At 59.1% G+C, this 25,267-nt stretch carries 24 protein-coding genes and 1 riboswitch; of the genes, 9 read left to right on the top strand and 15 right to left on the bottom strand.

The genetic code is table 11. From position 1 onward, the window contains the following. Position 1 precedes the first annotated feature (1 nt). Genes M0412_RS17395 through M0412_RS17385 form a run of 3 tightly spaced genes read right to left on the bottom strand, consistent with a single transcriptional unit; the run spans position 2 to position 2,347 of the window. On the bottom strand, positions 2–910 hold the full coding sequence (locus tag M0412_RS17395) for an amino acid--[acyl-carrier-protein] ligase (RefSeq protein ID WP_269701296.1): 909 nt from the start codon (positions 908–910) through the stop codon (positions 2–4). A 4-nt stretch (positions 911–914) separates the two neighbouring features. Further along, positions 915–2,096: an acyl-CoA dehydrogenase family protein gene (locus tag M0412_RS17390; protein WP_269701298.1), complete on the bottom strand. Its 1,182-nt coding sequence runs from the start codon at positions 2,094–2,096 to the stop codon at positions 915–917. Beyond that, entirely contained in the window at positions 2,096–2,347 is a 252-nt protein-coding gene (locus tag M0412_RS17385; protein ID WP_003504852.1) for an acyl carrier protein, read from the bottom strand. The genes M0412_RS17390 and M0412_RS17385 overlap by 1 nt, the downstream gene beginning before the upstream one ends. Before the next feature lie 182 nt (positions 2,348–2,529). Further along, positions 2,530–2,641, top strand: a riboswitch (TPP riboswitch). Between the two features lie 92 nt (positions 2,642–2,733). Here M0412_RS17385 and thiC point away from each other — a divergent pair. The 6 genes from thiC to M0412_RS17355 all read left to right on the top strand — a co-directional run bounded on the left by thiC (position 2,734) and on the right by M0412_RS17355 (position 8,000). After that, the gene (gene thiC, locus M0412_RS17380) at positions 2,734–4,557 is read left to right on the top strand and encodes a phosphomethylpyrimidine synthase ThiC (protein WP_142842349.1); all 1,824 of its coding nucleotides are present in this window, start codon (positions 2,734–2,736) and stop codon (positions 4,555–4,557) included. Between the two features lies 1 nt (position 4,558). Further along, entirely contained in the window at positions 4,559–5,563 is a 1,005-nt protein-coding gene (thiO, locus tag M0412_RS17375; RefSeq protein ID WP_269701310.1) for a glycine oxidase ThiO, read from the top strand. Continuing rightward, on the top strand, positions 5,532–5,729 hold the full coding sequence (thiS, locus tag M0412_RS17370; protein WP_065114209.1) for a sulfur carrier protein ThiS: 198 nt from the start codon (positions 5,532–5,534) through the stop codon (positions 5,727–5,729). Before thiO ends, thiS begins: the two co-directional genes overlap by 32 nt. A 4-nt stretch (positions 5,730–5,733) precedes the next feature. After that, complete coding sequence (locus M0412_RS17365) at positions 5,734–6,507, top strand: thiazole synthase (protein WP_269701313.1); 774 nt, start codon at positions 5,734–5,736, stop codon at positions 6,505–6,507. A gap of 89 nt (positions 6,508–6,596) precedes the next feature. Beyond that, on the top strand, positions 6,597–7,601 hold the full coding sequence (locus tag M0412_RS17360; RefSeq protein ID WP_269701315.1) for a P1 family peptidase: 1,005 nt from the start codon (positions 6,597–6,599) through the stop codon (positions 7,599–7,601). 3 nt (positions 7,602–7,604) lie between these two features. Further along, positions 7,605–8,000: a winged helix-turn-helix domain-containing protein gene (locus M0412_RS17355; RefSeq protein WP_269701317.1), complete on the top strand. Its 396-nt coding sequence runs from the start codon at positions 7,605–7,607 to the stop codon at positions 7,998–8,000. Here M0412_RS17355 and modC read toward each other — a convergent pair. The 4 genes from modC to M0412_RS17335 all read right to left on the bottom strand — a co-directional run bounded on the left by modC (position 7,969) and on the right by M0412_RS17335 (position 12,085). Then, positions 7,969–9,045 carry a molybdenum ABC transporter ATP-binding protein gene (gene modC, locus M0412_RS17350; RefSeq protein WP_269701319.1) on the bottom strand — a complete coding sequence of 359 codons (1,077 nt, stop codon included), beginning with the start codon at positions 9,043–9,045 and terminating at the stop codon, positions 7,969–7,971. The genes M0412_RS17355 and modC overlap by 32 nt on opposite strands. Continuing rightward, complete coding sequence (gene modB, locus M0412_RS17345) at positions 9,042–9,749, bottom strand: molybdate ABC transporter permease subunit (protein ID WP_065116060.1); 708 nt, start codon at positions 9,747–9,749, stop codon at positions 9,042–9,044. The genes modC and modB overlap by 4 nt, the downstream gene beginning before the upstream one ends. A gap of 53 nt (positions 9,750–9,802) precedes the next feature. Next, positions 9,803–10,594: a molybdate ABC transporter substrate-binding protein gene (modA, locus tag M0412_RS17340; protein WP_269701321.1), complete on the bottom strand. Its 792-nt coding sequence runs from the start codon at positions 10,592–10,594 to the stop codon at positions 9,803–9,805. Between the two features lie 207 nt (positions 10,595–10,801). Then, complete coding sequence (locus M0412_RS17335; protein WP_269701323.1) at positions 10,802–12,085, bottom strand: FAD-binding oxidoreductase; 1,284 nt, start codon at positions 12,083–12,085, stop codon at positions 10,802–10,804. A gap of 130 nt (positions 12,086–12,215) precedes the next feature. Here M0412_RS17335 and M0412_RS17330 point away from each other — a divergent pair, with 130 nt between their 5' ends. After that, a complete protein-coding gene (locus tag M0412_RS17330; RefSeq protein WP_269701325.1) occupies positions 12,216–13,130 on the top strand; it encodes a LysR family transcriptional regulator in 915 nt (304 codons plus the stop codon). 103 nt (positions 13,131–13,233) lie between these two features. Continuing rightward, entirely contained in the window at positions 13,234–13,470 is a 237-nt protein-coding gene (locus M0412_RS17325) for an Lrp/AsnC ligand binding domain-containing protein (protein ID WP_003521320.1), read from the top strand. Positions 13,471–13,743: 273 nt separating this feature from the next. Here M0412_RS17325 and M0412_RS17320 read toward each other — a convergent pair whose 3' ends face one another. From M0412_RS17320 to epmA, 3 genes are all read right to left on the bottom strand, one after another. After that, positions 13,744–13,932 (bottom strand): hypothetical protein, encoded by a 189-nt coding sequence (locus tag M0412_RS17320; protein WP_045019798.1) that lies wholly within the window; start codon positions 13,930–13,932, stop codon positions 13,744–13,746. A gap of 377 nt (positions 13,933–14,309) precedes the next feature. Then, the gene (locus M0412_RS17315) at positions 14,310–15,374 is read right to left on the bottom strand and encodes a lysine-2,3-aminomutase-like protein (protein ID WP_269701338.1); all 1,065 of its coding nucleotides are present in this window, start codon (positions 15,372–15,374) and stop codon (positions 14,310–14,312) included. Further along, a complete protein-coding gene (gene epmA / locus M0412_RS17310) occupies positions 15,371–16,435 on the bottom strand; it encodes an EF-P lysine aminoacylase EpmA (RefSeq protein ID WP_269701341.1) in 1,065 nt (354 codons plus the stop codon). The genes M0412_RS17315 and epmA overlap by 4 nt, the downstream gene beginning before the upstream one ends. Before the next feature lie 250 nt (positions 16,436–16,685). Between epmA and efp the strand changes: the two genes are divergently transcribed. Continuing rightward, entirely contained in the window at positions 16,686–17,255 is a 570-nt protein-coding gene (gene efp / locus M0412_RS17305) for an elongation factor P (RefSeq protein ID WP_142842361.1), read from the top strand. A gap of 117 nt (positions 17,256–17,372) precedes the next feature. On the opposite strand, the gene M0412_RS17300 is transcribed toward efp, so the two are convergent. From M0412_RS17300 to M0412_RS17280, 5 genes are all read right to left on the bottom strand, one after another. Further along, on the bottom strand, positions 17,373–18,815 hold the full coding sequence (locus M0412_RS17300) for an efflux transporter outer membrane subunit (RefSeq protein WP_269701345.1): 1,443 nt from the start codon (positions 18,813–18,815) through the stop codon (positions 17,373–17,375). Between the two features lie 150 nt (positions 18,816–18,965). Next, positions 18,966–22,055 carry an efflux RND transporter permease subunit gene (locus M0412_RS17295; protein WP_142842363.1) on the bottom strand — a complete coding sequence of 1,030 codons (3,090 nt, stop codon included), beginning with the start codon at positions 22,053–22,055 and terminating at the stop codon, positions 18,966–18,968. A 53-nt stretch (positions 22,056–22,108) separates the two neighbouring features. Further along, the gene (locus M0412_RS17290) at positions 22,109–23,311 is read right to left on the bottom strand and encodes an efflux RND transporter periplasmic adaptor subunit (protein ID WP_269701348.1); all 1,203 of its coding nucleotides are present in this window, start codon (positions 23,309–23,311) and stop codon (positions 22,109–22,111) included. A gap of 202 nt (positions 23,312–23,513) precedes the next feature. After that, a complete protein-coding gene (locus M0412_RS17285; RefSeq protein WP_269701351.1) occupies positions 23,514–24,173 on the bottom strand; it encodes a TetR/AcrR family transcriptional regulator in 660 nt (219 codons plus the stop codon). Positions 24,174–24,175: 2 nt separating this feature from the next. After that, positions 24,176–25,126: a phosphoribosylaminoimidazolesuccinocarboxamide synthase gene (locus M0412_RS17280; protein WP_269701354.1), complete on the bottom strand. Its 951-nt coding sequence runs from the start codon at positions 25,124–25,126 to the stop codon at positions 24,176–24,178. Positions 25,127–25,267: the final 141 nt, after the last annotated feature.

The raw sequence follows: 25,267 nt of genomic DNA, 5'->3' as shown, positions 1-25,267 counted from the left end.
ATCAGCCCCAGAGGGTTTCCACGACCTTTGCAGGCCATTTCTTCACATACAGACCATGATGCGCAAACAGCGCCAGAGCGATACGCTCAAGGCCGAAACCGACGCAGGCGGTATGGGCGACATCGCCGTTGGCGAGGTTCAGACCCCATTTCTGGCCGAAGGCATCCTGATGGTAGTTGAAGCTCATGCAGGCTGTCGGGTTGGTCGTCGATGTGACCGGGATCAGCAGTTCGAATTTCAGGTTCTGATCGCGCTGGTTGTTGGCGAGCATCTTGCCGGCGCGGCCGAAGAAAGGATCGTTGGCGACATCGATGGTGACGTCGAGGCCGACCGCCTTCATCATCTCGACGCCGCGATCCATCCAGGTCTGGCGGAATTCGGTGACGTCGGACTCTGTGCCCATGCAAACATATTCGCGCATGCGGAAAAGCTGCTGGCGCGCCGGATCCTTGGAGGGTTCGTGGCGGAAGCAATAGGACTGGATGTCATAGAGACCGCCGCCGGCGGGCAGCGCGCCGCGCTTGGCGATCGTCGGATAAAGCGGATAGCAGGCTGCCGGCGTCAGCACGATGTCTGTGGCTTTCTGGTCCTTGGTCCAGTCTTCACCCTCATCCATGCATTTCAGAAGGCTGACATGGTCAAGCTCGCAGCCGCAGAAGGAATGGACCGTGCCGGCCAGCTGCGGAAAGCTTTTCATGTAGCCGCTTTTTTCGAAGTAGGCGCGGTTGATGCCGGGCGGAAAACGGATCGCTTCGGCGCCATCGGCGGCGCCCGTGCGGTCGATCAGCCGCTCGAATGCGGCAATCACGTCCTCGAACTGGCCGCTGCGTCCATAAAGACCGTCCACACCCGTTTCAATCAGCAGGCCTTCTTCGAACAGTCGATCGAGGAACGATGTTTGCATGTCCATGGTCTTATCCCAAGAGGCTGGTGTCCTGCTTGTGAACCAGCAGGAGATTGGCGGAATTGCCGAGAATACGGTCGTTGGAAATCATCAGGCGGGCGGAATGCGCGTCGCGCAGATGCCGGCCGAGGCTGTAGGGCGTGCCGTTCTTGTAGCCCATGATGCCGCAGACCAGCATGGCGTGGTCGATGATCTCGAGAATGGTTTCCGAAGAGCAGATCTTCACATTGTTCATGGCGACAGCAAAAGCCATGGACATCAGCTTTTCGGCATCGCTCTTGGTGTCCTCATAAGCCTTGATGCCGGCAATGATATTGGATTTCACCACCTGCAGCTTGGTGGAGACCTCGGCAAGCCGTATCGCGCCGGGAGGGGCGGTGCCGGGCGATTTGCGGGCCGCGGCTCTGACGAAGGATTGCGCGCGCAGCACCGCGTCGGAGGCGATGCCATACCATACGGCGCTCCACAGGAGATGCGAGCTTGCAAGCATGGATTGTGCAGCGATTTCCGCGAAGGGCTTCGGGAAAATCTGCGCCGCCGGCGCTTCGCCGCGGAACAGGAAGCCGTCCGAACAGGTGCCGCGCATGCCGAGCGTATCCCAGATATGGGTCTTTTCGAGCGTGTACTGGTTTTTCAGGAAAACCGTCATCACCTGATCGGCAGGCGCGGCGTCCTTATGGGCGCGCGAGGTGATGAGGATCGCATCGGCATTACTGCCATAGGAAATGACGGTGGCATCCTTTTCCAGCCGGCAGCTATCGCCATCCACCTCGATCGCGCAGATGGAATTGCGTAGATTGCCGCCAATGCCGCCTTCGGTGGTGGCGGAGCCGAGCAGAAGCTGTTCGCCGGCGATGCGGCGCATGAAGCCCGCATGCCATGCGCTTGCCTCGCCGTGTTCCACCAGGCTGGACAGCTTGATGTGATGCATGGCGAAAATCATCGCAGCTGCCGAACAGGCCTGGCCGATCCGCGCGCAGATATCGGCGATTTGCTGCAGGGATGCGCCTTCACCGCCGAGGGCGGAGGGGACCTGGATGCCCAGCAGGCGTTCCTGCCGCAGCGCATCGACAGCTTCCTGCGGGAAGCGGCCGGTGACATCCACCTCATCCGCATGTTTGGCGGCAATGGTCGCGACACGGCCCGCGCGCGCGGACAGCGTTTCATCCTGCGGCGCTACGGTCACGTTCATCAGGCAGCCTCTTTACCATCCAGGATGAGCTTAACGGTGTCTTCAATGGCCTTGATGCTGGCGAAAGACTTGCGGTTCAGCAGATTGTCGGGAAACTCGATATCGAATGCTTCTTCGATACCCAGCATCAGTTGCACCGATGCAAAGGAAGAAAGGCCTGCCGCATAAAGATCTGCTTCATCTGCAATCGTATCGACGGGGGTGGGAAGCTGGCCGAATTTTGCCAGTATTTCACGAATAGTCGCATTCATTCCGACGTATCTCCAATGAAATTAACATTAGGAAGGTTTGTGCTTATCGTTATGTCGCAAACGATAATATTCACCTAAACCGTTAGGTTAATTACAACTAACGGCAGCATGCGCCATTCCCGCACCTTTGCCAAGCGTTGATCGGCGGCCTTGACAAAAGGCGGCCGGTGTTTTTTCCTGTGGCCATTCACCAGGGGTGTCCCGTCAAGGGGCTGAGATTCTGCTTTCATGCGCAGTGACCCGTTGAACCTGATCCAGTTCATACTGGCGTAGGGACGGTGCAAAAACCTGATGTCGGCTGGCGTGTGCATTGCGCTGTCGGCGGCGGTATTTTCCATCATTCCGGCTCGAACTGGGTCTCCACTGTCAAACTTTGGAGCCTCAAGATGAATATCGCTGCCAAGAATATCCCGCTGTCGGTCACCACCGGGCCGCATGCGGCCTCCACGAAAATCCACAAGCCAGGAATTTTACATCCGCATATCCGCGTGCCGATGCGCGAGATCGCCGTCCACCCGACGGCAGGCGAACCGCCGGTAACGGTTTATGATTCCTCCGGTCCCTATACCGATCCCACGCATCCCGTTCTGATTGAAAAAGGTCTGCCGCGACTGCGTCATGACTGGGTCGTGGCACGTGGTGATGTCGAGGCTTACGAGGGTCGGCACGTCAAGCCGGAGGATAACGGCTTTGCCACCGGCGAGCGCCTGACGCCGGAATTTTCCGTGCGCCACCAGCCACTCAGGGCGACTGCCGGCAAAGCGGTGACACAGCTTGCCTATGCGCGAGCCGGCATCATCACCCCGGAAATGGAATTCATCGCCATCCGCGAAAATCTCGGGCGCGAGGCGGCCAAGGAGAAGCTGGTGCGCGACGGAGAAAGCTTTGGCGCGCATATCCCTGACTACGTGACGGCCGAATTCGTTCGGCAGGAAGTGGCGTCGGGTCGGGCCATCATTCCTGCCAATATCAATCATTCGGAACTTGAACCGATGATCATCGGCCGCAATTTTCTGGTGAAGATCAACGCCAATATCGGCAATTCTGCCGTCACTTCCTCCATGGCGGAAGAGGTGGAGAAGATGGTCTGGGCGATCCGCTGGGGCGCGGATACCGTCATGGACCTTTCGACCGGGCGCAACATCCACAATATCCGCGAATGGATCATCCGTAATTCGCCGGTGCCGATCGGCACAGTGCCGCTTTATCAGGCGCTGGAGAAGGTCAATGGTATTGCCGAGGACCTGAATTGGGAGGTGTTTCGCGACACCCTGATCGAGCAGGCGGAGCAGGGGGTGGATTATTTCACCATCCATGCCGGCGTGCGGCTGCATTACATTCCGCTCACCGTCAACCGCGTTACCGGCATCGTCTCGCGCGGTGGGTCGATCATGGCCAAGTGGTGTCTGCATCATCATCGCGAGAGCTTTCTTTATGAGCATTTCGACGAGATTTGTGACATTTGCCGCGCCTATGACGTTTCCTTCTCGCTGGGCGATGGTCTGCGTCCCGGCTCGATCGCCGACGCCAACGACGCGGCTCAGTTCGCCGAGCTGGAGACGTTGGGCGAGCTGACGCAGATCGCCTGGGCGAAGGACTGCCAGGTGATGATCGAAGGCCCCGGCCATGTGCCGATGCACAAGATCAAGGAAAACATGGACAAGCAGCTGAAGACCTGCGGCGAGGCGCCCTTCTATACGCTTGGACCGCTGACGACCGATATTGCACCCGGTTACGACCACATTACGTCAGGCATCGGTGCGGCGATGATCGGCTGGTTCGGCACCGCGATGCTCTGCTACGTCACGCCCAAGGAACATCTCGGCCTGCCTGACCGTAACGACGTGAAGGTCGGTGTCATCACCTACAAGATCGCTGCCCATGCCGCCGACCTTGCCAAGGGCCATCCGGCGGCACAGGTGCGGGATGATGCGCTTTCGCGCGCAAGGTTCGAATTCCGCTGGGAAGATCAGTTCAACCTGTCGCTCGACCCGGATACGGCGCGGTCTTTCCATGATGAGACCCTGCCGAAGGAGGCGCACAAGGTCGCGCATTTCTGCTCCATGTGCGGGCCGAAATTCTGCTCAATGCGGATTTCCCATGATATCCGCGCCGAGGCGCAGAAGGAGGGGCTGGAGGCCATGGCCGCCCGCTTCAAGGAAGGCGGCGAGCTTTATATGCCGCTGCCGACGCCTGCAAATGCCGAATAAAATGCGCGTTCTTGTCAAGGGAACGGGGGTCGCCGGATTGACGGCGGCCTTCGAGCTGGCGCGGAGCGGTGTTGCTGTCGAGGTGTCGGAGCGCAATTCCGAGCCTTCTCGTGGGGCGTCGTTCTATGCGGGCGGCATGCTGGCGCCTTGGTGCGAGCGTGAAAGTGCTCAAGAGGCGGTTCTGACGCTCGGTAAGGTGGCGCCTGACTGGTGGGACGAAGCGGCTCCCGGCCTTGTAGTCCGTAACGGCACGCTGGTGGTCGCGCCTGCCCGCGACATGGCGGAGCTGTCTCGTTTCGCATCGCGGACCAGTGGCTATCGCTGGGTGGATGAGGGCGAAATCGCCGCTCTGGAGCCTGATCTTGCCGGCCGATTCCGATCCGGACTTTACTTCCCGGGCGAGGGACATCTCGATCCGCGCCTTGCTTTGAAATCGCTGCATGAGCGGCTTTGCGCCATGGGTGTGCCGTTTCATATGGGCGTTTCGGTGGATGAACAGCGGTTCGCCCGGGTGGTGGATTGCACCGGGTCTGCGGCGGTAGGAACGATTTTCAGCCTTCGCGGTGTGCGGGGAGAGATGCTTTATCTCCGCACGCCAGAGATCTCCCTCTCCCGTCCCGTCCGGCTGCTGCATCCGCGCATTCCGCTTTACATCGTGCCGCGTGAGCCCGGCCGTTTCATGGTGGGTGCGACGATGATCGAGACGGAGGATGCCGGAGCGATTTCCGCCCGCTCGATGATGGAATTCCTCAATGCCGCCTATGCCGTGCATCCGGCCTTTGCGGAGGCGGAAATCATCGAGACCGGCACGGGCGTGCGCCCCGCCTATCCCGACAATCTGCCTGATGTGACCGAGGACGGGCGAACCGTCTTCATCAACGGCGCTTACCGGCATGGCTTTCTGCTCTCGCCGGCGATGGCGCAGCATGCGGCCGGGATCGTCTGCCAAACTCTTATTCAAAAGGAACAGGATCATGAAACTTCTGGTGAATGGCGACGAGCTTGATCTTGCCGCCGAGACGCTGGCCGGCCTGCTTGCCAGCCTCGAATATGAGGGCGAGTGGCTGGCGACGGCGGTCAATGGCGATCTGGTGCATTCGGAAGAGCGCGCCGATTATTTGCTGAAAGCTTTCGACCGCGTCGAAATCCTTTCGCCGATGCAGGGAGGTTGAGGCCATGCTGACGCTTTATGGCCGCGAGGTCTCGTCCCGTCTTCTGCTCGGTACGGCGCGTTATCCGTCTCCCGCCGTGCTTGCCGATGCGGTGCGGGCCAGCAATGCGGATATTCTGACGATTTCGCTGCGTCGGGAAATGGCGGGCGGCAAGCAAGGCGGTCAGTTTTTCGAGCTGATCCGCGAACTGGAACGCCATATCCTGCCCAATACCGCCGGTTGCCACACCGTGAAGGAAGCGGTGCTGACGGCGAAGATGGCGCGTGAGGTGTTTCGCACCAACTGGATCAAGCTGGAAGTCATCGGTCATCACGATACCTTGCAGCCGGATGTCTTTGCGCTGGTGGAGGCGGCAAAAATCCTCTGTGACGAGGGTTTTGAGGTCTTTCCCTATACGACTGATGATGTTGTCGTGGGCGAAAAGCTGCTGGAGGCCGGCTGCAGGGTGCTGATGCCCTGGTGCGCGCCGATCGGCAGCGCCATGGGACCGCTTAACTTGACGGCACTGAAATCGATGCGGGCGCGGTTTCCCGATGTGCCGCTGATCGTCGATGCCGGTATTGGCCGGCCGTCACATGCGGTGACGGTGATGGAGCTTGGCTATGACGCCGTTTTGCTCAATACGGCGGTTGCCGGGGCACGTGAACCGGTCGGTATGGCGGAGGCTTTTGCCCGTGCGATAGAGGCTGGCCACTTGGCATTTCTGTCCGGGCCGCTGGAACCACGGGATATGGCCGTTCCCTCGACACCTGTTATCGGGACAGCGGTTTTCTCCTGATCGCGGCTTTTGCCAGAGGCGGGGCATGTCACCTTTTTGCGTTGACAGTGCCCGGCCGCGGCGGGATACCGGGAGGAAAGGGGAACGGCATGGCGACACGCAACAATCTTCTCACGGATATCGACGGCGTTTCGGTCGGCAATGTCACCGATCTCTCCCTCGGCTCCGGCGTCACGGCGATTGTTTTCGAAAAGCCCGCCATTGCCTCCGGCTCGGTTCTCGGCGGTGCGCCCGGCGGGCGCGATACTGGCCTTTTGGACCCGGCGATGACGGTGGAAACCGTGGATGCACTGGTACTTTCCGGCGGTTCGGCCTTCGGGCTGGATGCGGCGGGCGGGGTTCAGGCCGGGTTGCGTGAGATCGGTCGTGGGTTGCAGGTAGGTTCCACCCGCGTGCCTATCGTGCCGCAGGCGATCCTGATGGATCTGCTGAACGGCGGCGACAAGGAGTGGGGCCTGCATTCGCCTTATCGCGAGATGGGATATGCGGCCTTCAAGGCGGCAGGCCGCGCGGCGTTTGAACTCGGAACGGTTGGCGCAGGAACGGGCGCGACGACAGCCACCTTCAAGGGTGGCCTCGGTTCGGCCAGCGCCATCAGTTCCGGCGGCTATAAGGTGGCGGCCATCGTCGCGGTCAATGCGCTGGGTTCCGCGACTGTTGGCACAAGCCGTCATTTCTGGTCCGCGCCGTTTGAAATGCAGGGCGAATTCGGCGATTGCGGTTTTCCGGAACGTTTCGAACCTGACCATACCGCGCTGCGGCTCAAGGGGGTCAATCTCACCGCGACGACCATCGGCGCTGTCGTGACCGATGCGACACTTACAAAGGCGCAGGCGCATCGCCTCTCCATCATGGCGCATGACGGGCTGGCGCGTGCGGTTCTGCCTGCCCATTTGCCGAGCGACGGCGACACCATGTTCGCGGCTGCGACCGGCGACAAACCGCTTGAAGGCGGCGTTCATTTTGCCGAACTCTGCTATCTCGCCACAATCGTGATGGCGCGGGCGGTGGCGCGCGGTGTCCATGCGGCGACGGCGCTGCCGGTGGCGGGCGCACAAAAGGCCTATCGCGATCTTCATGGGCAGGGCCGTTAAGCGATGAACGAAACGAGAGTACCGCTGAAACCCGTCCTTCGCATTGACTTCCCCCCTGGGGAGCGCCTGGGCCACGGAAAGATCGAGTTGATGGAGTTGATCACCGAGACAGGCTCGATCTCGGCCGCCGGGCGGGCAATGGATATGTCCTATCGCCGCGCATGGCTGCTGGTCGATGCGCTGAACCATATGTTCATGCAGCCGGTGATCGAATCCCAGCGCGGCGGCAAGCAGGGTGGCGGCGCGGCGCTGACTGCCTTCGGCACAGAATTGCTTGAGCGCTATCGCGGCATGGAAAGGCGGATGACCGAGGTCTTGCGTCAGGATATCGAGTGGCTGGAGGCCAACCGCAATCCCGATGATGCCGTCAATAGGGATCGAGAGCCGCCGATTTTATGATCGCATGTATCGGTTTGCCGGGCTCCAGTTGCAGGCGTTCTCGCGAGAGGTCGGTGATGCGCGACTGGATGATATCGCCACCGCAATCCACCTGAACCGTCACCATACCGTCCTCGCTGACCGAGATATCTGCGATATGGCCTTCGAGAATGTTGAGCGCGCTGAGGCCTTCGGGTTTCACCAAAGCCAGCATGACATCGCGAGCCGGTATCAGCACCCGTGCAGGGTTGCCGGGTGCTCCCATTTTTGCCGGAACCTGAAGCAGTGCTGTGCTGAGCCTTACGGCAGCAAGCCCGTGCCGTGCATCGAAGCTTTCGATGTGCCCTGACAGGATGCTGCCCGCTTCCCGCCGCTCCAGATGGCTGCTGAAATCGGGTCTCCCCAGCACATCGGCCGCATTTCCCTGCGCCTCCACCTTGCCGTCTTTCATCACCACGATGCGGTCGGCAAGGCGGGCGACTTCCTGGATGGAATGGCTGACATAGACGATCGGAATTTTCGTCTCGTCGCGCAGCCGTTCGAGGTAGGGAATGATCTCGGCCTTGCGCTGTTCGTCCAGCGAGGCGAGCGGTTCGTCCATCAGCAATAGTCTGGGGGAAGAAAGCAAGGCGCGGCCGATGGCAACACGCTGTTTTTCGCCGCCTGAGAGTTTGTTCGGACGGCGCTGCAAGAGATGGCCGATGCCGAGCATGTCGACGATACGGTCATCGTGTGCGACCTTCGTTTTGTCTGGGGTGAACCATCTGCCATAATTCAGGTTCTGCGCCACGCTGAGATGCGGGAAGAGCCGCGCTTCCTGAAAGACATAACCAAAACGGCGTCTGTGGGCCGGCAGGAACAGCCGGTTTCCGCTATCGGCCAGTACTTCGCCGTCGAGCGAGACTTTTCCTTCATCTGGCCGCAGCAGGCCGGCAATGATGCGGATCATCGATGTCTTGCCGGAGCCGGAGCGCCCGAAGAGTGCGGTCACGCCGCCTTCGGAGGCAAATGACGCGTCAAGTTCGAAGGAGCCGAGGCGGTGGTGAGTTGAGACCGAAAGCGTCATTCCATGCTCACCCGTTTGCCAATGATACGGGCCAGAAACTCCGAGACGAGCAAGGCGAGCATGGAAATCACGACGGAAACGATGGTCAGTCGCAAAGCACCGGCATCGCCGCCGGGCACCTGCGTGAAGGTGTAGATGGCGGCGGACAGCGTCTGGGTCTCGCCCGGAATGTTTGAAACGAAGGTAATGGTCGCGCCGAATTCGCCCATGGCCTTGGCAAAAGCAAGGATCATGCCGGCGATGATGCCGGGGAGTGTCAGGGGGAGCGTGACGGTGAGGAACACCCAGAACGGGCTTGCCCCCAGGGTACCCGCTGCTTCTTCCAGCTTGCGGTCCACCGCCTCGATGGAGAGGCGGATGGAGCGCACCATCAGCGGGAAGGCCATGACGGCGCAGGCGAGCGCTGCACCGGTCCAGCGGAAGGAAAAGACGATGCCGAAATAAGTATCGAGAAATTGCCCGATGGCACCCCTGCGGCCGAAGAGAACGAGCAGCAGGAAACCGGTGACGACGGGTGGCAGAATGAGCGGCAAATGGACGATGCCGTTCAGCAGCGATTTGCCCCAGAAGCGGCCGCGGGCGAGCGCCACGGCCACCGCAATGCCAAAAGGCAGGCTGGCAAGCATGGCGATGGAGGAAACCCACAGGCTGAGCCTGATCGCCGTCCATTCTTCAGGGCTGAGTGTCCACCAATGCAATGCCATATCCTGCAATCGTCAAGTTTCATGGCCCACCGGGAGGTGGGCCTGAGACAAGCTTATTTCAAAACGGTAAAGCCTTGCTTTTCGAAGAAGGGCGTTGCCTTGGCCGACTTCAGGAAGTCCAGATAGGCCTTTGCTGCCGGGGACTTTGCTTCTGAGAGAATGGCGACCGGGTAGATGATCGGCGGGTGGCTGTCTTCCGGGAAGGTGCCGACAATCGTTACGCCCGGATCAGCGGCTGCGTCGGTCTGGTAAACGATACCGTAGGGTGCTTCACCGCGCGAGACGAGCAGCAGGGCGGCACGCACACTTTCAGCGCCGGCGACTTTCTTTTCAACCGAAGACCAGGCGCCGAGCTTTTCCAGAGCGGCCTTGCCGTATTTGCCGGCGGGAACGGAATCGACCGCGCCCATGGCCAGACGGCCTTCACCCACGAGAGCAGCAAGATCGAAGCCCTGCTTGATATCGACCGGCTTTGCCTTGTCTGCGGGAGCGACGAGAACGATGCGGTTACCGAGAAGATTGGAGCGGCTGTCAGCGTTGATCAGCTTCTTTTCGGCGACATAGTCCATCCATGCAAGGTCAGCGGAAATGAAGATATCCGCCGGCGCGCCCTGCTCGATCTGCTTGGCGAGCGCGGAGCTTGCGGCATAAGAAACGGTCGCTTCGTTGCCGCTTTCCTTTGCCCATTCGGCATTGATGGCGTCGAGCGCGTTTTTCATGCTCGCGGCAGCAAAGACCGTAACTTTTTCGGCGGCATGGGCCGGAACACCCACAAAGGAAGCTGCCACCCAGAAGGAGGTGGCGGCGGCAATGGTTTTGAAGAAGCTGCGACGCAAAAGTCTCATGGTCTGTTACCCCCGGTTTCGAGATATTCTGGTGAATATATCGATAGGCCTATAGGGCAATCATTATATTTTCAAGAATATATCGATGGGTTGGGAAAAAGGCCGCAGCTTTGGCTGGCGCGGTCAGTGAAAAAAGTTCGAAAATTTGTCATTCGTCATGTTCGGACCGGTGCCCGACATCGCAGGCATAACTGCCCGCATATCCGATCAGAAACGTTCGCCGGCGAAATGGGCGATCTGTGCGCCCGCTTCGTAGTAAGCTTCCTTCACCGCACGGAAAGCCTGTGCCTTGGGTTCCGTTATCGGCAGGGGCAGGTCGCTTTCGGTTATGTCACCCAGAATATGCTGTGCAATTACCTTACCGAAGGCGGTGCCGGGCGCGATACCGCGGCCATTATAGCCTGAAAAGCCGACGACATTGTCTGCGAATTTGTGAAGGCGCGGCACGGCATTGTCGGTCATGCCGATCTGGCCATACCATTCACATTCGAATTCCGTATCCCCGAGCTGCGGGAAGAGCCGCTTCAGTGAGCGTTTCGCCCAGGCCCGGTGAATGGCGGCGCCGGTGCCACGCAGGGCGCCGACACTGCCGAACACCAGTCGGCCGGCGTTGTCCATGCGGAAGGATGAGAGGATTTCCTTCGTATCCCAACAGCCCTCACGGCCCGGTAAAATGCTTTTTTTAAGGTTGTCGCCGAGCGGCTTCGTGGCGAAGTTGAAATAGGGCAGGTAGGTCTGTTCGTCACGGACAATCTGCCACGGGCCGGTGCTATAGGCTTCGGTGGCCACAACGATCCAGTTGGCGGTTACCGATCCCTGCTGCGTCTTCACCACCCATTGTCCACCGCTGCGTTCGGTCGCCACTACGGGGGTTGTGGTGTGCAGCCTCGCGCCTGCATTTTGTGCTGCGGCGGCGAGACCACGAACATAGGCAAGCGGCTGGATCGTGCCGGCGCGGGTGTCCAGAAGAGAGCCGGAATAAGCCGTGCTGCCGGTGCGCCTTGCCGTTTCATCGGCATCGAGAACACGCACGGGCGCGCCCCTCGCAGCCCATTGTTCACAACGCTCGCGAATTTCGGTGAGGCCCTTCTCGCCGACGGCGCAATGTAAGGTGCCGTTTTTTTCGATCTCGCAGGGAATCTCGTGTTTTTCCACCAGTGTGCGGACGAGCAGCGGCGCGTCGCCCAGAAGGCCGAGAAGACGTTCCCCATAAACCTCGCCCAGTACACCCGGCAATTCCCTGGGCATGACCCACATGCCGCCATTGATGAGGCCGACATTACGGCCTGCGCCGCCGAAGCCGATTTCCTTAGCCTCGAGAAGGACGACGTCCACGCCTCTTTCAGCAAGATGCAGGGCGGCGGATTGCCCGGTGAAACCGCCACCGACAATGACGACATCGGCAACCGCCGAGCCCTGCAAGGCGGGCGTTACGGGCGGCTGCGGCGCGGTCTTTTCCCAGAGGCCGTGCGAGCGGGGGTCGTTGTACATCGTTCCACCATATTCCGGGCCAGTTCATTTGTTTTTCGTATGAGTGACAAGCCCTTGTTTATGAGACTTTACAAGCGCTCGCACCTGTTGAATATCGACATATCGTCAAGAGTTCATTCCGTGAGGGAATATGGTTCTGCCGCCGCGCCGTTTTCTGCCATCGCTTTCACTGCTGGCGGCCTTCGAAGCCGCTTCGCGGGCGGGCAGCGTTACCGCTGCGGCGAGGGAACTCGGCCTGACGCAGGGCGCGGTCAGCCGGCAAATCCTGGCGCTGGAAGAACAACTTGGCGTGGCGCTGTTTCTCCGCGAGCGGCAGACGATCCGGCTGACAAGGGCGGGGGAGGGTTATGCGCGGGAAATTCGCGAAGCCCTGCGGCGCATATCGACCGCTTCGCTCAATCTGCGCGCCAACCCGGATGGCGGCACGCTCAATCTCGGTGTTCTGCCCAGCTTCGGCACACGCTGGCTCGTGCCGCGCCTTCCCGATTTCATCGCCCGGCATCCGGGTGTTTCGGTCAATCTTCTGACGCGGTCGTCACTGTTCGATTTTCGGACCGATACCGTCGACGCGGCGATCCATTTCGGTCTGCCACACTGGCCGGGCACCGAGCTGGTTTTCCTGATGCAGGAAAAGGTCGTTCCGGTATGCAGCCCGGCCTTCAGGGAGCGCCATGAACTTTCAAGGCCGGGCGATCTGTTGCAGGTGCCGCTGCTGCACATGACGACACGGCCGGATGCCTGGGAACAATGGTTTCGCGGCCATGATGTGCGTTTTGACAATGTGCACGGCATGCTCTTCGATCAGTTCACCACCATTGCCGAAGCTGCAGGTGCGGGGCTCGGCGTATCGCTCATTCCTTCCTTCATGATCGAGGAGGAGTTGCGAAGTGGGCGTCTGGTTGCGGCTGTTGCGGGGGAAGTGGAAAGCGAAGAGGCCTATTACCTTGCCTGCATGCCTGATCGCGCCGGTTATGCGCCGCTTGAGAGCTTCCGGCGCTGGATCGTTGCCGAGGCGGCAATTGGGCCGGGAGCGTTTTCGGCGTAAACCGGCGGGCGGTCTTGCAAGTCTGCTGCGGCTCAGCCAATAGTGCGCCATGACGCGTGGCGCCAGATGCCACACACCGAAAGTTCCAATACGGGAGATGTCCGTGAAGCCCATTTTTGTTCAGCTTCAATGTGAGCCCGGCAAGACCTATGATGTCGCCGACGCCATCTATAAAACCGAACTGGTTTCCGAGCTTTATTCCACCAGCGGCGAATATGATCTGCTGCTGAAAATCTATCTTCCGCAGGAAGAGGATATTGGCAAGTTCATCAACCAGAACATCGTCAATATTCCAGGGATCGTCCGCTCGCTGACGACACTGACCTTCACCGCGTTCTGACGCAGATAAGCATTCATGCATGCATGGATATCATCGCTGTGAAGGCGGTGGTCGGGCTGCCCGGGGGTGCGCGCCGCTTCATCGAATCTAGATGTGTTGTTTACGGGAAGGCCTTATCGGGGCTTTTCGGATCAGCGGATGGGAGTGTTTTGATACACCCTGCAGCAAACTGTCATGCAAAATAAAAGCGCGCCATCGGCCCGCAATTTGGGGTCCGATATTTGGCGCGCTCTGGTTTTGACGGTTCAATGAGCGGGCGATAGTTTTCCCGCATCAGGCCGCGGCCAGATTCCGGTTGCGCACGAGATCACGGATTGCGATCCGCACGTCATCAGCACTGTCGAACTTCTGTTCGTCCAGATCGTGAACGTGGAACTTCACCGCGATGAACTTCAACCGGTCGTTGTCCGGTATGACGATGCCGACGGGTTCGCCAGCGAATTCAATAACTTGCTTTTGCATAGATATACTCCCGCTGTGGCTAATTCACAGCATGTTGTCGAACTGAATTTCAGGAAATTGAGACCGTTAAGTCACATTCGACAGCAGCGGGAACACGTGGATTTAAATCCAGCATTCCAGGACACAAGACCAAGGATTGCGTTAATGTTGATATATTTTGACATGACACACTCCCTGTAATTGGTGTTGGTCCGGAATCAGGAGACTCGTTCTCCAGTTACACACTGATAATCCAGACCCGCATGAAAATCAATGCTGATTGTTATAGGTAGAATATTTTTCTTTATGATGACAGGAGAGGGGCGGAATTGTGAAATTTTTGTTTTCGTTGGGGGCCGCCCGCAAAAGCCCGGCACAGCGGGCTTTTTATGTTTTTTTTAATTGCTGCCAGCTGTCCGCGGCGGGTAAATATGATCGTTTCCGTTGAAATCAGATATGGAATAACAGCCATCGCGGGTTTTTTCGGCCGCATTTGAGCCAATTGCCGCCTTGCCGTGGCCTCCGGGTATGTCGAGAACATAGGTCGGCTGGCAGAGACCGGAGAGATTTCCCCGCAGAGCGGAAACGATTCGCTGGCCTTCTTCGATCGATAGCCGGAAATGGCTGGTGCCGGGCGCAAGATCTGGATGGTGCAGGTAATAGGGCTTGATGCGGGTCTCAACGAAGGCGCGCATAAGCTCGGCCAGAGTTGCGGGGTCGTCATTGACGCCCTTCAGAAGCACCGTCTGGCTGACCATGGCTATGCCGGCATCAATCAGCCGCGCGCAGGCGCTTCTGGCTTCGTCGCCAAGTTCGCGTGCGTGATTGGCGTGCAGAGCCACATAGGTGGTCTTGCCGCTGGCTTTCAGGGCTTCGATAAGCGGCCCGTCGATGCGCTCAGGATCGACGACCGGCACGCGGGTATGAAAACGAACGATCTTCACATGCGGTATGTCTTTTAACCGCTTCATCAGATCGGACAGGCGTCGCGCCGAGAGCACCAGCGGATCGCCGCCGGTGAGGATCACCTCCCAGATGGCCGGGTTGGCTTTTATGTAGTCGAATGCGGCGTCCAGCTCCTCCGGGCTCATCATGCCGTTGCCCTGCGGGCCGACCATTTCGCGACGGAAACAGAAACGGCAATAGACGGGGCAGACATGCACTGCCTTTAAAAGAACCCGGTCGGGATAACGGTGAACGATGCCATGCACGGGGCTATGGGCATCGTCGCCGATCGGATCGTCCCGTTCTTCGGGAAGGTGGTTAAGTTCGGCCATATCCGGCACGAATTGCCGGGCAATGGGATCCTGTGGGTCGCGGCTGTCGATGAGGTCGGCAATCGGTGGCGTGATCGCCAGCGCATAACGCTGCGTCACCGCGCGCAGGCTCTCCAGTGCGCTGGCCTCGATCAGCCCCGCTTCGACAAGCGCTTCCGGTGTCTTGATGGTTTCAAGCCTTGTCATCGTCCATATTCCGCAACGGGTGCCCACATGACGAGATCGATGCGGGGAGCACCGGTTGCCAGCATTACCAGCCGGTCAAAACCGAGCGCGATACCGCTGGCCTGCGGCATGATGGCGAGAGCCGCCAGAAAGTCCTCGTCCAGCGGATAGGTCTCGCCATAGACCCGCTGCTTCTCGGCCATTTCCATTTCGAAGCGCCGTCTTTGCTCTGCAGCGTCGGTCAATTCACCGAAGGCATTGGCAAGTTCCACGCCGCAGGCATAAAGCTCGAAACGTTCCGCCACCCGCGCATCGCTTGCGGACTTGCGGGCAAGGGCTGCTTCACTGGTTGGGTATTCATCGAGAATGGTGACGCGGCCGAAACCCAGTTCCGGCTCCACCCGCTCGACGATGACGCGGCTGAACATATCCGCCCAGGTATCATCTTCGGCGACGCGGATACCGGCATGGGTAAGGCTGGCGGCGAGATGTCGCTCATCGGTCTCGCCGTTTTGGCCGATTGTGGCCAGAAGATCTATTCCCGCATAACGCTCGAAGGCCTCGGCGACGCTCAGGCGTTCGGGCTCCAGAAACGGATCGACACTGCGGCCAAGATAGGTGAAGTTTTTTGTGCCGGTGGTTTCAGCGGCCAATGCCAGAAGATCGGCGCTGTCCTTCATCAAGCTCTCATAGGTTTCACCGACCCGATACCATTCCAGCATGGTGAATTCCGGGTGGTGCAGGGGGCCTCTTTCCCGGTTCCTGTAAACATGGGCGAAACAGGAAATACGTTTTTCACCGGCCGCAAGCAGCTTCTTGCAGGCGAATTCCGGCGAGGTATGGAGATAGAGCGGTACGGCATCGCCGCCCGGCGTCAGGCCCTCAGTGGCAAAGGCGTGCAGGTGGGCCTCGTTACCGGGGGAAATCTGCAGGGTGGCGGTATCGACCTCGAGAAAATCAGCGCGGGCAAAGTGGCTGCGAAATGCCGACTGGATCGCGTTGCGGCCAATGAGAAAAGCGCGGCGGTCGGCATGGACGTCGGGCGTCCACCAGGGCGACATTGTCTCGTTGCGTGCACGCATCTTCTCTTCTTTTCCGTCTTCTCTGCGGCGCCTGTTGCGGATAAACGCCCCGCAAAACGCCTGATCGCGTCATTTAAAGCAATTCCGGGCGGAAAACCGCTAGGCACTCTTCCGCGAATTGCTGTAGAAGGCTGGCAATTCGCGCGGATTTAAGGTAGTTGCGCCCCAGAAAAAAGACAAAATGTCTGCCGGGGCCGGTGCTGCCGCGCAGTCCTTTACGACGCATTTCATCGAGTTACAAGGAAGTCATATGGTCAAGGTTATCGCCTCATCCGTCCGCAAGGGCAATGTTCTCGACGTGGACGGCAAGCTTTACGTCGTTCTTACCGCGCAGAACTTTCACCCCGGCAAGGGCACGCCGGTCACGCAGGTGGACATGCGCCGCATCGTTGATGGCACGAAGGTCTCCGAGCGCTGGCGCACCACCGAACAGGTCGAGCGCGCTTTCGTCGAAGACCTGAACTTCCAATTCCTTTATGAAGACGGCGAAGGCTTCCACTTCATGAACCCGGAAAACTATGACCAGGTCGTGGTTGATGTCGAGACGATGGGTGACCAGAAGGCATATCTGCAGGAAGGCATGACCTGCGTTCTTTCCATCCACGAAGGCAACCCGCTGGCTGTTGAACTTCCGCGCCACGTGACGCTGGAAATCATGGAGACGGAACCGGTTGTGAAGGGCCAGACGGCTTCTTCGTCCTACAAGCCGGCAATCCTTTCCAACGGCATCCGCACGATGGTTCCGCCGCATATCGATGCCGGCATCCGCGTCGTCATCGCCACGGAAGACAATTCCTACGTGGAACGCGCCAAGAACTGAGCCTGGTGACGGGTTAAACAAAAAAAAGCACCGGGTGACCGGTGCTTTTTTTATGTCTGGAACAATAAAAAAGCCCGCGTCGAAACGCGGGCTTTTTCGTTTGCCTTGTGGCGTGTCTTACATGGCCTTCGCTGCGGTCCGGGTCGGGCCGGCTGCTTTCTTCGGGGCTGGCTGGCCAACGGCATAACCGCCGCCGAGCGCCACGTTCAGCGACACGTAGTCCTGTGCAGTCGTCTGGATCGCCGTGGCAAGGTTTGCCTGCGCATCCGAGACAGAACGCTGGGCATCCAGAACATCGAGCAAGGACGATGCACCATCACGATAGCTGGCGGTGGAGAGCTGCAGCGCTTCCTGGTAGGAGGCGACGGTCTTTCTCAGGGCATCGACGGTACGCTGGTCGCGATTGACGGCGGCCAGGGCGTTCTCGACTTCTTCCACCGCGTTAAGAACGGTCGATTTCCAGACGAGATATTGTTCGCGCGCCTGCGAGTTGGCGATGTCGACGTTGGCGCGCAGTCGGCCACCATCAAGGATCGGAAGAGTGAGGCTTGGACCGAAGGACCAGCTATTGGCCGTTCCTCTACCGCCGCCGCTCAGGAAATTGTAGCTCGGGGTGATCGCGCCACCAAGCTCGATGCTCGGATAAAGTTGAGCCTCGGTTACACCTATCGTGGCGACAGCAGCGGCAAGATTGCGTTCGGCGACGCGAATGTCCGGACGGTTGCGGATCAGGTCGGCCGGGATACCGGTGCGGGGAATCGCGCGCGCAACAGGCTGGCGTGCGCCCTTCTGCAGTTCGGTAATAAGCGATGAGGCCGGCATGCCGAGCAGGGTCGCGATGCGATGCGCGGCCTTGCGGAAGCTGGTTTCAAGGCCGGGGATCTGTGACAGCGTGGAATTGACCAGACCTTCGGACTGGACGACGTCAAGACGTGAGGCCGCACCGGCTTCGAGCTGCAACTTGGTCAGATCAAGCGTTTCGCGGCGGGAAGACAGGTTCTGACGGGCAATCGCCAGACGCTCCTGATAATAACGCACGTCGATATAGGCTGCGGCCACTGACGAAATCAGTGTCAGGCGCTGAACATCAACGGTAGAATAAGCGGCATCGAGCGACGCATTGGCGCTTTCCGTTGCCCGGCGGTAGCGGCCGAAGAGGTCGAGGAACCAGGAAACGCTGAGGCTGCCGTTGGACACGTTTGTGACGGGAACGTCACGATAGCTGCCCTTGGTTCCGCTGGTCGTGTGGCTGCCACTGCCCGTCAGGCTCGGCAGGCCGCCGGCGCCGTCCACGATCACCTGGGCCTGCGCCTGATTGATACGCTCGATCGCCTGCATCACGGTGAGGTTCTGCGCCAGGCCCGTCGAAACGTAACCGTTCAGGCGGCCGTCGTTGAAGGCAGTCCACCATGCAACGCTGCTGATGTCGCCATTACTGGTTTTTCCGGCTTCCGCAAACTTTCCCGGCAATTGAACTTCCGGCGTCTTGTGGTCGGGTCCAACAACGCAGCCTGAGAGCAGCAGCATTGTCAGGGGAAGAGTAGCGCGAATAGACAGCATATAATTTTCCCAATTCTCTAGGTTGGCTTACCGAGCGCGGCTTGCTGACAAATGGGCTGCGCGGTCGATATGCCGTAGAAACGTGCATTTGCCAAATCGGCAACATTTCTAGCAGCGTATTAACGGTTGGCACAGCCCATTTTTGTTTTGTTAACGCCTTGAAAGGCGACGAATGATGACGAAAAAGGACGGAACGAAGAAAATTCCGAGCAGTGTTGCAGAAAGCATACCACCCAGCACCCCGATACCGATTGCATTTTGCGCCGCGGAACCTGCCCCGGTTGCAATAGCGAGAGGTACGACACCGAGGATAAAGGCGAGCGACGTCATGATGATCGGACGCAGGCGCAGCTTGGCAGCCTCAAGTGTCGCCTCCAGCAAAGTTAAGCCGTGCTCCTGCCTTTCCTTGGCGAATTCGACGATCAGGATCGCGTTTTTCGCCGCAAGACCGATGGTCGTCAGCAGGCCCACCTTGAAGTAGACGTCGTTCGACTGGCCGAAGAAATGTGCTGCGGTCAATGCGCCAAGCACACCCACCGGCACGGCCATGATGACCGAGAAGGGGATGGACCAGCTTTCATAAAGCGCGGCAAGGCAAAGGAACACGATGAGCACCGACAGAGCGTAAAGCATGGGCGCCTGCGAACCGGACAGACGTTCCTGGTAGGAAATGCCCTGCCACGCCACGGTGTAGCCGCCCGGCAGGCTTGCCGTCAGCCGCTCCATCTCGTCCATGGCGTCACCGGAGGCAACACCCGTCCCGGCGGTACCTTCAAGCGAGATTGCGCCCGTACCATTATAGCGTGCCAGAGACGGCGGGGCGTTGATCCACTTCACCTCGCTGAAGGAGGAGAAGGGCACCATTTCGCCGTTGGTGTTGCGGGCATACCAGAACTTGAGGTCGTCCGGCTGCATGCGGTAGGGCGCGTCGCTCTGGACATAGACGGGCTTGAGTTCGCCGTTGAGCGTGAAGTCATTGACATCCCGGCCGGCAAAGATCGTCGTTAGCATGAGATTCACGGAGGCAAGATCGACGCCCATGGCTCCCATCTTTTCCTGATCGAGAATGATCTTCATCTGCGTTTCATTGTCCTGGCTGTCGCTTCGAAGCGAACTGATCTTCGGATTGCCGGTGGCAAGCGCGATCAGTTCCTTGGATGAAGCAGTCAGGGCGTCAGTGCCGTTGCGGCCGCTATCCACGAGATACATCGAGAAACCGCTCGATGTACCCATGCCCTGAATGGCTGGCGGCAGAAGCGGGAAGACCTGCGCATCGCGGAAACCGAAGAAGGTGCCCATGGCGCGCTGCACGATGGCGGCAGCGTGCTGATCGGGCGCGGTTCGTTCGCCGAAATCCTTGAGCTTGGTGAAGACGATTGCGTTGTTCTGACCCGAGCCGCTGAAGCTGAAGCCAAGCACGCCGAAAACCGATTCGACATTGGCGGCTTCTTTTTCGCGGAAGTAGCTCTCGACCTGCTTCACCACCTCGTTGGTGCGTTCGATGTTCGAACCGGTCGGCGTCTGAATGATCGTCAGAAGCACGCCCTGGTCTTCCTGCGGCAAGAACGAGCTTGGCAGCTTGCTGAAGAACCAGGCGCAGCCGCCAATGACGATTGCAAAGAGGATCATCACGCGCAGGGGGCGTTTCAGCAGGTAGCCGATGGAGGAGACATAGCCGTCCGTCGTCTTCCCGAAGCCGCGGTTGAACCACGCTCCCGGACCGCGCTGCTTTTTATGGTGGTCGATGGGCTTGAGCATCGTGGCGCAGAGTGCCGGCGTCAGAACGATGGCGACCACCGCTGAAAGCAGCATGGCTGAAACGATGGTGATCGAGAACTGACGATAGATGATACCCGTCGATCCGCCGAAGAAGGCCATCGGAATGAACACGGCCGTCAATACAAGCGCGATGCCGATGATCGCCCCGGTGATTTCACCCATCGATTTTTCGGTTGCCTCGACCGGCGACAGGCCTTCTTCCGACATGATGCGCTCGACGTTTTCGACAACGACGATGGCGTCATCGACGAGAAGGCCGATGGCCAGAACCATGGCGAACATGGTGAGGGTGTTGATGGAATATCCCGTCAGCGCAAGGATGCCGAAGGTGCCGAGCAGCACGACGGGCACGGCAATCATCGGAATAAAGGTGGCTCTGAGGTTCTGCAGGAACACCAGAAGCACGACGAAGACGAGGATGATCGCTTCGATCAGCGTATGCACCACTTTCTCGATCGAGAGCTTCACGAAGGGTGTCGTGTCGTAGGGATATTCGATCGAAACGCCTTCGGGCAGCGAACCCTCGACGGCCGAGAGCGCCGACTTTACGCGCGCCGCCGTATCGAGCGCGTTCGCACCCGTGGCAAGATTGACCGCGAAACCGGCAGAAGGCCGGCCGTTGGAACGGGAATCCCCACCATAGGTTTCCTGGCCGATTTCGATGCGGGCCACGTCGCTGAGGCGGACGGTCGAGCCATCTTTTTCGACTTTCAGGATCACCGATTCGAAATCGGCGACCGTGGTGAGCTGGCTCTGCGCCGTTACCGTTACGTTGAGCTGCTGACCCTTGACGGCAGGCACCGCGCCGAGCGAGCCGACCGAAACCTGCGTGTTCTGGCTTTGGATGGCGCCGGTGACGTCGGCCGTGGTCAGCTGATATTTGTTGAGCTTGAACGGATCCAGCCAGATGCGCATCGCATATTCGGAGCCGAAGACGTTGATGCTGCCCACACCTTCCAGACGCTTGATCTGGTCTTCGACGCGTGAGGAGAACACGTCGCCGAGATCGGCCGAATTGCGCTTGCCGTCGGTCGAGATAAGCGCCCCGACCATCAGGATGCTCGATGTGGAGCGGCTGACCTGGATACCCTGCTGCTGCACGGTATCAGGCAACTGCGACTGGACGAGCTGCAGCTTGTTCTGCACCTGAACCTGCGCAATGTCAGGCATGATGCTGTTACCGAAGGTCAGTGTCACTTCGGCGCTGCCGGTGGAGGAAGACGACGTCATATAGGTGAGGTCGTCGAGGCCGGTCATGCCGTCCTCGATGATCGTCGTTACCGATTTTTCGACTGTTTCGGCGCTGGCGCCGTTATAGGTCGCGCTGACGCGCACCGTCGTCGGCGCAATATCGGGATATTGCGAGATGGAGAGCGTCGCGATTGCCAACGCGCCGCCCAGCATGATGACGATGGCGATAACCCATGCAAAAACGGGGCGCCGGATGAAGAAATGGGCCATGGCAGTCCTGCCTTACCTTTTACGAGCTTCGACCGAGGGTTTCGTGCTCATGCTTATTTCGAGGGGGCGGCGGCAGGCGGAGCTTGCTGCGGCAGAACAACGATACCGCGATCGTCGATGGTTACTTCCACCGGCGCGACAGTTGCGCCGTCGGCAATCCACTGGAAGCCGTCCACGATGAGCTTGTCGCCATCCTTGACGTTTTCCATCACCAGCCAGGCGTTGTTGGATTGCTGGCTGGACGGGAAGGTGCGGGTTTCCACCTTGTTTTCCGCCGAGACGAACTTTGCGGTCAGTTCGCCATTGGCGTTGCGGCTTGCCGCGCGCTGCGGAATGCGGAAGCCCTTCTCCTTGCCGATGGTCAGCGTGGCGCGAACATAGGTGCCGGGAAGCAGAAGATCGTCCGGATTGTCGAAGAGGGCGCGAATGGAGAAAGTGCCCGTTGTTTCGCTCACCGCCATGTCCGACATGTCGATCTTGCCGTCATGTTTGTATTCGGTGCCGTCTTCCAGCGTCAGATGAATGCCGGTTTCCTTGGTGTCGCCGCCGAGCTGGCCCGACGAAATCGCATTTTTCAGACGCAGAAGATTGATGCTGGATTCCATCAGATCGATATAGATCGGATCGATGCGGCGCAGCGTCGTCAAAGCGGTCGTCTGGTTTGCCGTTACCACGTTGCCGATGCTGAAAGCGGTGGCGCTGGTGATGCCATCGAAAGGCGCGCGAACCTTGGTGAGATCGAGATTGATTTCAGCCGTTTCCAGCGCCGCCTTGGTCTGGGCCACGTCGGCCTGTGCCTGCAGCAGCGTCACCTTGGCGTTTTCATATTCGATCTGCGTTGCGCCGCTGTTGACCAGCCGTTCGTAGCGGGCAAGGTTCGCCTCGGCGCTTGGAACGCTGGCTTCGGCCTTCGCCACGCTGGCCTTGGCCTGCGCCACTTCCGCAAGATAGGTGTTGTCTTCGATCTGGTAGAGAACGTCGCCCTGCTTGACTTCGCTGCCTTCCTTGAAGGGAATTTCGCGGATGATGCCGGTGACGCGCGGACGGATCTCGGCCGTCTGGAACGCGCTGGCGCGACCGGGAAGCACTGTTGTCAGAGGATATTCGCTGCTCTTCATCAGGATGATGCTGACCGGAGACGGCGGACGCTCGGCACCCTGACCCGCGGTCTGGCCGCTCTCGCCGCCATCGCTGCATCCTGCCAGGACCGCGGTTACACACAAAGAAGCAAATAGGGGTAAAATACGTCGGCTCATTGTTCTTCCCTGCGTATCGGTCGCATTCAACTATAAGCGCAATGTCGCTCGGCGGATGCGCGCCCGGGAGGAACGGTTAAGACGGGAAAGGCCTTCTTGGGGGCCTTCGTCATCACATTCATTCCGGACCGCCACGCGCATAGAAGCGCAGGCTTAGGCGCTTCGCAAGCAATTGCGAGAAGGTGACGTAAATAGGGAATCGTCACTTAGCAAGCGGATTGCGCAATCCGGCGTCGACTAAATCGACGAGTTGGTCACAACGTGTTGCTAAATTGCCGATATCTTCCCGGGCAAGGAGGACGGGATGTATGACGCTGGTCAGCGCGTGGAGCACGGTTTCCGCCAGACTGGGAATGTTGGTGGCGGTGTAGGTTCCCGTCTCGACGCCGTCCTCAATGATCTCAGCCAGCAATTTCACGATGACGGATTTGTAGTAATCTCCGCACTTCATGTCCTGCTTGGCGGTCATCAGGATCATTTCGAAGACATAGGGATTTTTATTGAGATCCTGGTGGTGCTGTTCCATGAGGTTGCGCGCGAGGTGACGCAGCCTCTCAAGCGGTGCATGGCTTTTGTCGAGTGGACAGATCTGCCGTTCGAAAGCGCCTATCTGTTCGAAGCCGAGGGCATCGACCAGGGCATTCTTCGAGCTGAAATTCTTGAAGACATTGGCAGGTGACATGCCAAGCGCTGCAGCGATATCGGCAATCGCCACGGCATTAAAACCACGCTCGCGGAAAAGTTCTTCGGCTTTGGCAAGAATGTCCCGCCGGGTTTCCTCGGCGGAACGGCGGGGCCGGCGTTTGACAGGACGATCGCTCTTCCTGTCCACCTTTCTCGCCTGTTCTATCATTTTGCTCACGGTCAGACTCCGGGGAAGAAGGGCTCCAGATTCCGGCGTACTCTTGCAAGCGGCGTCTCACCGCTATCGTCGGGAACGAAACTCTGTCCGGTGATGCGTTCGTAAGCATCAATATAGACCTTCGAGGTCTGCAAGACGAGGTCCTGCGGAATCTCGGGAACCTCGTCCTTATAGGGGTCGCAACGTTCGGCAACCCAGGCCCTGACGAAATCCTTGTCGAAGCTCGCCGGCCGGGTGCCATTGCGGAAGCTTTCCTCATAGCTGTCGGCCATCCAGTAGCGGCTGCTATCCGGCGTGTGGATTTCGTCGGCCAGAATGATCTTGCCGTTTTCATCCGTCCCGAATTCATATTTTGTGTCGACGAGAATGAGGCCTTGCTTTGAGGCAATCTCCTGCCCGCGCTTGAACAGCGCCAGCGCATAATGGGACAGCGTGTCCCATTGCTCCAGTGTCAGAAGTTTCTTCTCGACGATCTCTACAGGTGTCAGCGGCTCGTCATGGCCGCCATCGAAGGCCTTGCTTGTCGGCGTGATCACCGGCTCGGGTAAAATCTGATTGTCCTTCATTCCGTCCGGCAGGCTCATGCCGTACATCTGCCGCTCACCCTTCTTATAAAGGGTCAGGATCGATGTGCCGGTGGTGCCGGCGAGATAACCGCGAACCACGACTTCGACCGGCAATATGTCCAGTCTCTTGCCGATGACGACATTCGGATCGGGATAACTCACCACGTGATTAGGGCAAATATCCTTCGTCAGCTCGAACCAGTAGCGCGCCGTCTGGGTCAATACCTGTCCCTTATAAGGAACGCATGTGAGTATCCGGTCGAAGGCGCTCAGGCGATCGGTGGATATGATGACGCGGTTGCCGTCAGGCAGATCGTAGTTTTCCCGCACCTTGCCACGGTAATAATTCGGCAGCTCGGGAATGACGGCTTCATCGAGAATGCGCACGGGTTCTCCAATTCTTGGCTTTATGGGGGGCGTTGGGCGCCCAGTCTTTCTGAAACTCTTGTCCGTTCCTATGGCATGTTTCCCGGAACAGGACCAGTCGCTACAGAAAGGCGGCCCTTTCCGGCGTCTTTTGGTGCTTTT

Source organism: Agrobacterium sp. O3.4, from assembly GCF_041414895.1.
GTDB lineage: Bacteria > Pseudomonadota > Alphaproteobacteria > Rhizobiales > Rhizobiaceae > Agrobacterium > Agrobacterium cucumeris.
This window is presented reverse-complemented; position numbering and strand designations above follow the sequence as displayed.